Source organism: Psychrosphaera sp. HA2-10, assembly GCF_055693745.1.
Genome location: NZ_CM146341.1, coordinates 2,208,073 through 2,220,289 on the forward strand (window position 1 = coordinate 2,208,073; position 12,217 = coordinate 2,220,289).

At 40.1% G+C, this 12,217-nt stretch carries 7 protein-coding genes; 2 read left to right on the forward strand and 5 right to left on the reverse strand.

What is annotated here, in order from left to right; genetic code table 11:
• Window positions 1-2,754, forward strand: coding sequence for a pullulanase-type alpha-1,6-glucosidase (gene pulA, locus ACZ1GV_RS10050; protein WP_472674050.1), 2,754 nt, complete (start codon window positions 1-3; stop codon window positions 2,752-2,754).
• A 134-nt stretch (window positions 2,755-2,888) separates the two neighbouring features.
• Here pulA and ACZ1GV_RS10055 read toward each other — a convergent pair whose 3' ends face one another.
• From ACZ1GV_RS10055 to ACZ1GV_RS10075, 5 genes are all read right to left on the reverse strand, one after another.
• Window positions 2,889-4,739, reverse strand: a complete 1,851-nt coding sequence (locus ACZ1GV_RS10055; RefSeq protein WP_472675888.1) for a DUF885 domain-containing protein — start codon at window positions 4,737-4,739, stop codon at window positions 2,889-2,891.
• A gap of 167 nt (window positions 4,740-4,906) precedes the next feature.
• On the reverse strand, window positions 4,907-6,559 hold the full coding sequence (locus ACZ1GV_RS10060; protein WP_472675889.1) for an electron transfer flavoprotein-ubiquinone oxidoreductase: 1,653 nt from the start codon (window positions 6,557-6,559) through the stop codon (window positions 4,907-4,909).
• A gap of 146 nt (window positions 6,560-6,705) precedes the next feature.
• Complete coding sequence (locus ACZ1GV_RS10065; protein WP_472674051.1) at window positions 6,706-9,696, reverse strand: FAD-binding and (Fe-S)-binding domain-containing protein; 2,991 nt, start codon at window positions 9,694-9,696, stop codon at window positions 6,706-6,708.
• Complete coding sequence (gene yaaA / locus ACZ1GV_RS10070; RefSeq protein WP_472674052.1) at window positions 9,632-10,408, reverse strand: peroxide stress protein YaaA; 777 nt, start codon at window positions 10,406-10,408, stop codon at window positions 9,632-9,634. Before yaaA ends, ACZ1GV_RS10065 begins: the two co-directional genes overlap by 65 nt.
• A 74-nt stretch (window positions 10,409-10,482) precedes the next feature.
• Window positions 10,483-10,968: a DUF3429 domain-containing protein gene (locus ACZ1GV_RS10075; protein WP_472674053.1), complete on the reverse strand. Its 486-nt coding sequence runs from the start codon at window positions 10,966-10,968 to the stop codon at window positions 10,483-10,485.
• Between the two features lie 286 nt (window positions 10,969-11,254).
• Here ACZ1GV_RS10075 and tal point away from each other — a divergent pair, with 286 nt between their 5' ends.
• On the forward strand, window positions 11,255-12,208 hold the full coding sequence (gene tal, locus ACZ1GV_RS10080) for a transaldolase (RefSeq protein WP_472674054.1): 954 nt from the start codon (window positions 11,255-11,257) through the stop codon (window positions 12,206-12,208).
• Window positions 12,209-12,217: the final 9 nt, after the last annotated feature.

Sequence of the window (12,217 nt, forward strand, 5' to 3'; positions counted from 1 at the left end):
ATGTTTCAAAAGAATAAACTTGCCGCTGCTCTGCTAATCTCAAGTGCAGTTTTAGTAACCGCCTGCCAACCAAAAAATATTTTTGGCGATACTAATATTGTTGAAAACAGCGCAGCTCATTGGCTAACAAATGATACATTAGTCATTAAATTAGAAAACGAAGTTGATACGATTCGAATTGTTTCAACAAATCGATTAGGCCAAGATGAGACCATTGCTCTTGAGCAAACCGTATTATCTGACGACCTAAAAATAAAATTCCCACACTTGTCACAATTCGCTGCATTTAAGATCAACAAAAGTCTCGATTTAAACTCGATTGTTAAATCAAAAAACTTAGTAGAGTCATACAGAAATGGTGTACTTGTTGCTGAGTCTTACATTCAACAAGCGCCATTACTTGATTTTATATTTACTCGCCAGAGTAACGATGCAAATGAAGTTAAAGACTTTGGCGCCAGCGTGACAGCCAGCGGTATTCAATTTAAGCTGTGGGCACCTACCGCCGCCAATGTGTCGTTATTACTATTTGATAACAACAAACAACCACTATCTCAGCCAATTGAATTAAAAGAAGATTTAACTACCGGTGTGTGGAGCTCAACAACAAATGTAGCTTCCTCTGGTACGTACTATCAGTATCAAGTTGAAGTTTTTCATCCAAGCACAGGTAAGTTTGAGCGTCTAATCACAACTGACCCTTACTCATTAAGCCTATCTATAAACAGTGAGTACTCACAAGTCGTCGACTTGAATGCTTCTGAGACTATGCCTGCAGGTTGGAAGACGCAGACGGTTCCTACAGTAGAAGCTCCTGAGGATTTAATCCTTTATGAGACTCATATTCGAGACTTTAGTGCTTTTGATAGCAAACTAAGTTCGCCGTCCTATCGTGGCAAGTACAAAGCTTTTTCCGAAACTGACAGTTACGGCATGGCTCACTTGCTTAAACTTAAAGAAGCCGGATTAAACACGGTTCATTTGTTACCGACCTACGACCTTTCTACTATCAACGAAAACACCGCGGACGCCATTGATTTATACGACTCAATGAAAAAAGTATGTGCACTCGTTGAAGACTTAGATGTATGTAACGATGATAATGCTCAATCTTTAACGCTCAATGAACTGCTATCAAGCTATGAGCCAAGTTCTGATAAAGCACAATCAGTTATGGAGCAAATACGTGGCAGCGATAACTATAACTGGGGATATGACCCATATCACTACACAGTTCCTGAAGGTAGCTATGCGGTAAACCCAGAAGGCTTTTCTCGTATTATTGAGTTTAGAGAAATGGTTATGTCGCTTCATAGCAAAGGCTTCCGTGTAATAATGGACGTTGTTTATAACCATACATTTGCTTCTGGCCTTGCCGAAAAGTCGGTTCTAGACAAAATAGTTCCACACTACTACCACAGGTACGATCCGGTATCTGGCTCATTAGAAATGTCGACATGTTGCGATAATACGGCTACAGAAAATGCCATGATGGAAAAGCTAATGAGCGACTCTTTAGTGACTTGGGCAAAACAATATAAGATTGATGGTTTTCGATTCGACCTAATGGGTCATCAACCAAAAGATGCAATGTTGAGAGCTCGAAAAGCAGTAAAACAAGTTGATAACGATACTTATTTCTATGGTGAAGGCTGGAACTTCGGCGAGGTTGCAAATAACCGTCAGTTTGTTCAAGCAAGTCAGACGGAATTGGCCGGAACGGAAATAGGTACGTTTACAGACCGACTTCGTGATGCAATTCGAGGTGGTAACTTCCAAACGGCTAAAGAAGGCTTACGTAGAGATCAAGGCTTAGGTAACGGACTTACCGTGGTGCCTAATGACTTGCAAGATGACAACCTACAAGTCGATGAGTACTTACGTTCAATGGATCAGGTAAAATTAGGGCTTGTGGCAAATTTAGCTGAATACTCTATGATAAATTCATTTGGGGAAACGGTAATGGGATCTCAAGTTCCCTATGGTAACGGTCCAGCCGGATATGCCAAAGACCCTGCTGATACAATCAACTATGTTTCTAAGCACGATAACCAAACGTTATGGGATAACAACCAGTATCGTTTACCTTATAATCTCACAACAGACCAACGTGTTCGTTTTCAACTGTTATCCTTGTCGTATCCATTAATGGCTCAAGGCATTCCGTTTTTACATATGGGATCGGAACTGTTGCGCTCAAAATCGTTTTTACGCGATAGTTATGATTATGGAGATTGGTTTAACCGCGTCGATTTTTCCTATCAGACCAATAACTATAATGTTGGTTTACCACCAGCAGAAAAAGATTTTGATAATTGGCCGGTTATTTCGAAGTTATTAGAGAAAAACGAAGGCCGAGACCAAGTTCAATCAGAACATATAGAGTTTTCTTCTCGTGTTTTCCAAGACTTTATTAAGATACGAAGCAGCTCTAAGTTGTTTAGATTAAGGACCGCGGAGCAAGTTAAACATAATGTGACGTTTTTAAATAACGACGTGCTAAAGCAACGAGGACTTATAGTGATGTACCTCGGAGACAGTGGTTTAGTCGACATTGATCCGGCATTAGAGTCGATTGTTGTGATATTTAATAGTAGCGATAAGTCACAAACCTTTGCTACTGATGCAAGCGATTATAAACTGCATCCAGTTCAACTAGACGGTGCGGACGACGTTGTCAGAACCTCTGAGGCCAGTGAAGTTGGCTTTTCCGTTCCAGCTTTAACCACGGCTGTTTTTATTAAGCCACAATAACAACACTGAAATAACGCTAAATTATTAGCGGAGTTAAGATATAAAAGCCTGAGCTCTTATATCTGGATATGAAAAAGGGCTGATTGATCAGCCCTTTTTACATTCAGTTATTAATTGCCAAGTTTTACGACAATTTATGCTTTTGAAGCGATATATTCATCAACAAAATCAGCTAGTACGTTTAATGGTACCGGTCCGTTTTTGAGAACTACATCGTGGAATTCACGAATATCAAACTTATCACCAAGCTCATTTTTGGCTTTTTCTCTAAGCTCTAATATTTTTAACATGCCTATTTTGTAAGCTGTAGCTTGAGATGGCATTACGATATGACGCTCTACCATTTTAACCGCGTCAGAGACGGCATTTGGTGTGTTATTCACGTAGTAGTCGATACCTTGCTGACGAGTCCATTTTTGGCTATGAATGCCAGTATCTACGACTAATCGACACGCTCTCCATAACTCCATCGCCAAACGACCAAAGTCAGAATACGGGTCTTGATACAAACCTATTTCCTTTGGAATTAGCTCTGAGTAAAGTCCCCAACCTTCCGTATAAGCCGTGTAACCACCAAACTTACGAAACATAGGAATGCCTTCTAGCTCCTGCTTAATAGCAATTTGCATGTGGTGACCTGGAATGCCCTCATGATAAGCCAATGCCGCCATTTGATAAGTAGGCATCGCTTCCATGTCATACAGGTTGGCATAATAAATACCTGGACGAGATCCATCTGGTGCTGGTTGTTGATAAAACGCTTTGCCTGCAGACTTTTCACGGAACGCTTCAACTTGTTTGACTATCATGTCCGCTTTCGGTTTAGTTAAAAACAGCGAATCTAAACGTGACTTCATATCATCAATTAAGGCAACAGCTTCATCTAAGTATTGCTGTTTGCCCTCTGGCGTACCTGGATAATAAAACTGTTTATCACTTCGCATATATTCAAAAAAGGCATTTAAATCGCCGTCAAAGCCAACTTTATTTTTAATCTCGGTCATTTCTTGATGAATGCGAGCAACCTCGTCTAAGCCAATTTTATGAATTTCGTCTGCGGTTAAATCAGTGGTTGTAGTGCGCGCTAATGCGTTGTTAAAGAAGGCTTCGCCATCGGGAAATTTCCAAGCGCCGTCCTTGTCATCTGCCTTTTGCTCTAACTCTTTTAAGTAACTAACCAGTTTAATGTAACCTGGTTTTAAACTTGAAATTAATGCGGCTTTTGCCTCGGCAATTAACGTTGTTTTTGTTTTATCGTCAATTTCTAATGCTAAAACTTTACGGCTAAAATCAGCCAATATTGTACTGTCATCACCGCTATCAAAAGGAGCCCCAACTATAATATTTTGCGAGTCTCTTAACACATGTGGAAATACAAACTTAGGTGCAATGATGCCTTGCGCTTCACGGGCTTTTAAGTTCTCAACAACATCAAACAGCACTTTTTCAGCGCCTTTGATACGCGAAATATAATCTTGAGCTTCTTTTACATTCGCTATTGAGTGCTGGTTAATTAAGAACGCTGGGATCTGTGAGTGCGTACCAAACATTTGATTAACTGGGTAATTATGTAAACGCCATTTATGATCTGCTATCTCATTTTCTAATTGCTGTATGAATAGCTTACGGCTAATTTTAGTTTGAGAGTCTAATTTACTCTCATCAATGGCTTTGATTTTAACTAAGTCTTGTTTAACAATGGCAATTTCTTGTTCCGCATATTCAGCGGATAAATCAAACCATTTGTCATAATCATCTTTAATGCCGAGATAGGTTTGGTATACCGGGTTACGCATAACGCCAGCCATGTATATTTCATCAAATAATTTGTTTGCAGCTACTGATGCAGACGCGATTTCATCTGCAGAAACAGCCACTGAGGCTGCAACATCAGTTGAGTTTGATGAGTTTGTTGGTTTAGCGCCATTACAACCGGCAATAACAAAGCTGGAGGCGATAGCTATCGCAATTAACGTTTTATTCAAGTTCATAATAGGTTCTTATTATTTTAGTAAATTAATATTGCTCACCTTACTGTTTTACCTTGCTCAGTAAAAAGATCAAGTCTGTGTGTGGCAAAGGCTTGCGAAAGGTGTAAGCAATAGGCTTGATAACAAAAAACCGGTTTTTTAAGAACCGGTTTAGATAGCTGTTACATGTTCGGATAGTTTGGACCACCGCCACCTTCAGGTGTTACCCAAGTAATATTTTGGGCCGGATCTTTAATATCACAAGTCTTACAATGTACGCAGTTTTGTGAGTTGATTTGGAATTTTTGTCCCGCCTCTTCATCTTCTACGATTTCGTATACGCCTGCTGGGCAGTATCGCTGAGCTGGCTCATTATACATAGGTAGGTTTTGCGCTAGCGGAATTGACGCATCAGTCAGCTTCAAATGAACAGGCTGATTTTCTTCATGGTTGGTATTCGATAAAAAGACACTTGAAAGCTTATCAAAACTAAGCTGCCCATCCGGTTTAGGGTATTCAATGACCTTACATTCATTAGCTGGTTTTAATGCCGCATAGTCAGGCGTTTCATCTTTAAACGAGAACGGTAATTTGCCACCAAACCAATTTTGGTCAATGGTATTGTATGCGCCACCAATCACAGTGCCAAACTTATGAAGGGCTGGACCAAAGTTACGTGTCGAATACAATTCATCATATAACCAACTGCTGTCAAATGCGGCCTGGTATTGAGTTAAGTCTTTCTGACCCTCGTCACCTGCCTTAAGTGCATCTGCAATAACCTCGGCGGCTAACATACCGGATTTCATCGCTGCGTGATTACCTTTGATTTTGGCAAAGTTCAATGTACCCGCGTTACATCCAACTAAAAAGCCACCAGGCATTGTCATTTTAGGTAATGAATTCAAACCACCTTTAGTGATAGCTCTTGCACCATATGCGATGCGTTTTGCACCCTTTAAATGTTTTGCGTAAGTAGGGTGATGTTTTAATCGTTGGAATTCATCAAACGGACTTAGGTGTGGATTAGAATAATTTAAATCAACGATTAAACCACAGACTACTTGGTTGTCATCAGCATGATACAAATAACCACCACCTGTCGCACCGTCGTTTAACGGCCAGCCAGCAGTATGAACAACTAAACCTGGCTGATGTTGCTCTTCTGGTACTTGCCAAATTTCTTTAAAGCCTAAACCATAATGCTGAGGCGACTTACCTTCATCAAGCTTAAATTTAGAAATTAGTGTTTTGCCTAAGTGTCCGCGGCAACCTTCAGCGAAAATTGTGTATTTAGCACGAAGCTCCATACCCGGCATAAACGAATCTTTTGGCTGACCTTCCTCGTCTAAGCCCATATCGCCGGTTTGAATGCCAACAACGGCGCCACTTTCATCATAAAGTACGTCTGAGGCAGGAAAGCCTGGGAAAATTTCGACGCCCATCGCTTCCGCTTTTTCAGCTAACCAACGAGATATGTTGCCCATCGAGACAACGTAGTTACCTTCATTGTGCATCGTTTTTGGGAATAATAAGCTTGGAACGGCTGATGCTGATTCTTCACCACGTAAGAAGTAAACTTCGTCACTACTTACCGCTGTGTTTAATGGTGCGCCTTGCTCTTTCCAGTCAGGAATAAGTTCAGTAAGTGCTTTTGGATCTAGTACTGCACCCGATAAAATGTGTGCGCCTACTTCTGAGCCTTTTTCAACACAACACACCATCAATTCTTGTTCGTTTTCTTGTGCTTTTTGCATCAAACGAATGGCAGCCGATAACCCAGCTGGGCCTGCTCCGACAATGACTACGTCAAAGTCCATAGATTCTCTTTCAATCTCAGCCAAACCTTGTCCCCTTTTACTATTCTTATATTATTTTTATAGCGACCATTTTACTCATGAGCGCTGTTTGAGCCACTGTTATTTGCAAGTATTCAGTATTTTTGCGTAAAAATTTGTAAACATATTGCCAGTTCCTCGCACTATTCACTTACCTCATCCAACAAATAAACAATAGATTGATATAAAACTCCACTATGCGTCGTTAAACCCATTTCACAAGTACGACTTGTTGAGTACCCACTTTGGCAATGACTCACTTGCGACTTTAATGTTTTTAAAGCACTGGCATTTAATTCTGGCACGCTAAAGCCTTTATCACCAGCAAAGCCACAACAAGTAATATCAGAAGGAATAGTTACATTTTCAGCGCACGACTTTAAAATAGACAGTGCAAGTGAATCTTTTTGACCTCTTCGCGCCGCACAAGTAAGGTGGAATGTCACCGGCTGAGTCTTAGGTACAATTTTCAACTTCGGTAATACGTTATCGTGTAAAAATGACAATGGATCGCTAACGTCGAACTGAGACTTATTTGACGACAGAACCCTACCTGACAGCTGGTGCTCAGCTCTATTTAAGCCCTCTAGCAATTGTTCAAAACATTGACTGGTATCCATCACAATGGGCCAACGGCCTTGTTCACTTGCTTTGGTTAATTCATTGATTAACTGAGTTGCTTTTTCGTTAGCTTGATGAGGAAAACCTTTACTTTTAAAAGGCAAGCCACAACATTGTTGATCAACATTTTCTGGTAATACAACCTCGTAACCCGCTTTGTTTAAAATGCTCACAAACGCTTCGGTTTGAGATTGGTTTTGTTTTTCCGACTCTTTATCCAGCTGTTCGGGTTTAGTTGCTCCAAAAACCCGCGATATACAAGAAGGAAATAACACCACTTTTTTTGCAGTAGAGGTCGGTTGCGCATTCGCCACTTTCACACTGTTAGTGATATTCGATAGTCTTTCCACTGATGGCAAAGTTGGCAGTCTTAACCAACGACTCAATGTAGATGATTTTGTCAACAACGAGTTCATCACTACACCAAGTCGTACAAGGTTAGAAATTGCCCCAAAATGATTGGCAATTAGCTTTGCAGTCGCAGTTGTTGAGATGTTACGTATTCGCGAACTTTTATGTTGTAACTTTCGTTGTTGACGAATTAAATCTCCGGTATTAATACCTACCGGACAACTTGTTTCACACAATCCACAACCTGCACATGTATCTATACCTTGATATTCATATGTTTGTTTTGTTGATTTAAGCTTTTTGAACAGCGCGGTTTTATCATCCACGGACAATAAATTATGCTCTTGTGCCATAATTTCGCGATGACCCACAATGCGTTGCCTAGGTGTAAAAGTAATGTTTTTTGATGGACATTGTCGCTCGCAGAAACCACACTCAATGCACTTATCAATGAGTTCATTACCCGCTATTAAAGGTTTGATATTTTTAACAAACAAGCGTTGATCTTTTGTGATCATGACGTCAGGATTCAAGATTCCTCTCTCATCAAATAGAGATTTAATTCTCTTCATGACGTCATACAGCGACGGCCCCCACTCTTGCTCTACAAAGGGCGCCATATTCCGCCCGGTTCCATGCTCCGCTTTAAGTGAGCCTTGATACTTATCAATAACAAGATTTACGACATCACGCATAAAGGCTTCGTATCTATTTACCTGCTGCTGCGTTGAAAAGGCTTGTGAAAAAATAAAGTGCAAGTTGCCATCTAACGCGTGCCCATAAATGACGGCATCACTATATTCATAACGAGATAACAGCGAGTGTAAATCGACTAAAGCTTCTGGTAATCGATCAATAGGAAACGCTACGTCTTCGATCAAAGCTGTCGTTCCGGCAGGACGATTTGCGCCAACGGCAGGAAAAATAGCTTTGCGCATTTGCCAATAATGTTGAATTTGCAGCTTGTCCTGAGAAAACTGAATCGGTGACGCCAAATCTAAATTAGCTAGCTGGTCTGACACTAAACGAATGCTCTGCATCAATTGGTCAAGACAGTCTGCCTCTACTTGAACGAGCAAGGCAACATTATCACACGTCAGTGTTTGCAGGCTCTGAGGCATTCCGGGTTCGTGACAAATTGCCTTGAGTGCTAAATAATCAATGAGCTCTGCTGCTCCAATAAGCGCTTGCTGTTTCGTTTGAATAGCCTTTAAACGTTGCACCGCAATACCGGCATCGGTTAGCGAATTAAAAACAATAAGCGAAACAGATTTAAAAGGTGAAATCGCCACTGTTTTATGGGTTATGTGGGAAATAAAACCTAATGTACCTTCAGAACCTATCATCAAGTGGGAAATAACATCAACTATGTCATCAAATTCAACTAACGCTCTTAGGCTATAACCTGTGGTGTTTTTTATGCGGTATTTTTGTTTAATTGTATTAACTAAACTTTGATTAGACTTAACATAAGAAACCAACTCGGTTATGCCATTTACTAATGTTTTATTCTGTTGCAAAAAATCTAATCGAGATTGCTCATTCGATTTCACCAGCTTTGTATCAAGCTCGTTGCCGTTAGCAAAAATAAATTTTGCGTCTGTCATTTGCCCGTAAGTATCAAGGGAGTTCATGCCAGCTGCGTTATTAATGGCCATTCCACCCACACTGGCAGCATCAATTGACGCCGGCATAGGACCTAAAATTGAGGAGTATTTTGCTAATGCGACGTTGGCTTGACTTCCTAACACTCCACATTGCATTTTAATATACTGACCGTTATCCAGCACCTCTAGATGTTGCCAGTTATCAGATAGTTTAATTAATACTGAATCGGTTATGGCTTGTCCGGACAAACTCGTGCCTGCGGCTCGAAAACAAACAGGTACGTTAAGATCGTAGGCAATGCGCAACACGGATTGAATCTGCGCTTCGTCTTCAACAACAACAATGAATTTTGGCTGTAAACGATAAAAACTAGCGTCGGTAGAATAGACAAGTGTTTTAAAAGGGTCGGTAATTAACTGAGATTCCGGAACAACGTTTAACAGTTGCTGGTAAAAAGTTAAATGCGACCCTGATAATGTCATATTAGCTTCAGTTAGTTTCTTTTCTGGTAAAGCAAGGTGCGTCTGGTTTTGATAGCTCCGCGTTGTATTCATAACCGGCCATATCAAACTTTAATAAATCATCTAGCGTTTCTACTTTGTTTTTAATTAAGTATTGCACCATCATGCCTCTCGCTTTTTTGGCGTAAAAGCTGATCATTTTATATTGGCCATTTTTCCAGTCTTTAAACGTTGGTGTAATTAACTTGGCGTTTAATTGCTTTTTCTTTACTGACTTAAAATACTCTGTTGAAGCTAAGTTTACTAAATAAGGGGCGCTAACAGCCTCAATTTGTTCATTAATTTTGTTGGTAACTATATCACCCCAAAAATGGTAAAGGTTTTCACCACGAGGATTGGTCAGTTTTGTTCCCATCTCTAGTCGATAAGGTTGCATTAAGTCTAATGGTTTTAATACACCGTATAACCCAGATAAAATACGAAGGTGTTGCTGTGCGTACTCAAACTCATCATCACTGAACGACTCAGCTTCAAGGCCGGTATACACATCGCCATTAAATGCTAGTACGGCTTGTTTGGCATTTTTAGGAGTGAAGTCAGGTTGCCACTCTGCAAATCGGGCTACATTTAGTCCTGCTAGTTTGTCACTTATATGCATTAACGAACTCAGGTCTTGAGGCGTTAACTGCTTACAAACATCAGCTAACTCTTTTGCATCTGACATAAGTTCCGGCTGAGTATATTTGTTCGTCGCTGGGGCCGTCTCATAGTCTAAATTTTTTGCTGGAGAAATTACGTATAACATAGAAAGTCGCTTCTTATATTTAAATTTGAAAAGGTCATAATTGCTGGTTACGGCATGGCGCATTCAGCAAAGCGTTAGCTAATAGTTAACCAGATAATAATATGTAGGGCGCCCACTATCATGCTTAGCTTTGCTCTAAGTTCAGTATACCAAGCTGGATAACACTTTGTTAACTCAGTTTTTTGCTCTATTTGCCAAACCACTAAAAATAACATTCCTGCTACAAAAAGTGCGGCCTTACCGACGATAAATAGGTTTCCCCAAGCGATCACCGACAGAAATATAGCGGACCAAATTAAACTTCGGCTTCGCACTTCAACTTGCTGTTGATATTGCGTTGCAATTAATCCAAACACCCATAGTGTGCCAGCCAAGAAGCTGAGAATGACGGCACTATATGCCCTAAAAACAGTTAATGGCTCGGTTTCAAATAAATTTAACCCAGGAAACCAAGCACAAGTTGCAAAATATAAAAATGGTAACAACCCACCATAACTAAATAGAGTAACCGTACTTTGTAGTGATGAGTCAATTGTTGATTCGTTTGAAACTGTATTCATGTTTCTCTCATTAACTTAAGTTATATTTACGTCGCGTAATAATGTGATCATTAACAGGCGTAAAAATGAATTGTCGTAATTTTACGATCGTTTTGCTTAATTTCTGCTGATAGTCTACAAAAACCGTGGTTTAATTACGAATCATGCTTGAATAAATCTGTCTTTCTTTGTAGTTTTACCATCAAGTAATAATCATCATAATGCCGCAAAGCTAACTATACTGTTAGTGTCCAGAAAGTAATCAATTCTACGTCTATTCGGCACAAAAAGTTTTCAGGAAGATAAAATGTCTAGTGTATTAAAACAATTAAGAGAAATGACCACTGTTGTTGCTGACACCGGTGAAATTGAAGCAATTGCAAAGTTCCGTCCAGTTGACGCAACAACAAACCCTTCACTGTTATTAAAAGCAGCTCAAATCCCAGAATACTCAAAGTATATCGATCAAGCTGTCGCGTGGGCAAAACAACAATCAAATGACAAAGCTCAGCAATTAGAAGATACCTCGGATCAGCTAGCCGTGTTAATTGGTAAAGAAATTAACGCTCTAATTCCTGGTCGCATTTCTACCGAAGTAGATGCAAGGCTATCTTTTGATACGGACAAAACCGTTACTAAAGCGCTAAGATTAATCGAACTATATGAACAAGCGGGTATCGGCCGTGATCGCGTATTAATTAAAATGGCTTCAACGTGGGAAGGCATCAAAGCAGCAGAAATATTAGAGCAACAAGGCATACAGTGTAACCTAACCTTGTTATTTAGTTTTGCACAAGCAAGGGCGTGTGCCGAAGCTAACGTATTTCTAATTTCACCGTTTGTCGGACGAATCTTAGATTGGTATAAAGCGAACGGTGAACAGCAAGTATTTAGTGGCGAGGAAGATCCAGGTGTTATCTCAGTCCGCAACATTTACCAGTACTATAAGCAACACGGATATGAAACCGTAGTTATGGGTGCAAGCTTTAGAAACGTAGATGAAATAATGGCTCTAGCTGGATGTGATCGCTTAACAATAGCACCGGCTTTATTAGAAGAACTAGACGCAATTGAGCAGCCTTTACCAAAAGCGTTATCTTTTGCAGGCAACAAATCTGAACGCCCGAATAAAATGACTGAAGCAGAGTTTCGTTGGGAGCATAATGAAGATCCAATGGCGACGCAAAAACTAGCCGAGGGCATAAGTAACTTTGCGAAAGATCAGGTAAAACTAGAAGCATTGTTAACTGCAAAACTTTAAGGTCTATTA

Coding starts and splice junctions, on each gene's coding strand:
- pulA (WP_472674050.1), top strand. CDS start 1: ATGTTTCAAAAGAATAAACTTGCCGCTGCTCTGCTAATCTCAAGTGCA.
- yaaA (WP_472674052.1), bottom strand. CDS start 10,408: ATGTTATACGTAATTTCTCCAGCAAAAAATTTAGACTATGAGACGGCC.
- ACZ1GV_RS10075 (WP_472674053.1), bottom strand. CDS start 10,968: ATGAATACAGTTTCAAACGAATCAACAATTGACTCATCACTACAAAGT.
- tal (WP_472674054.1), top strand. CDS start 11,255: ATGTCTAGTGTATTAAAACAATTAAGAGAAATGACCACTGTTGTTGCT.
- ACZ1GV_RS10065 (WP_472674051.1), bottom strand. CDS start 9,696: ATGAATACAACGCGGAGCTATCAAAACCAGACGCACCTTGCTTTACCA.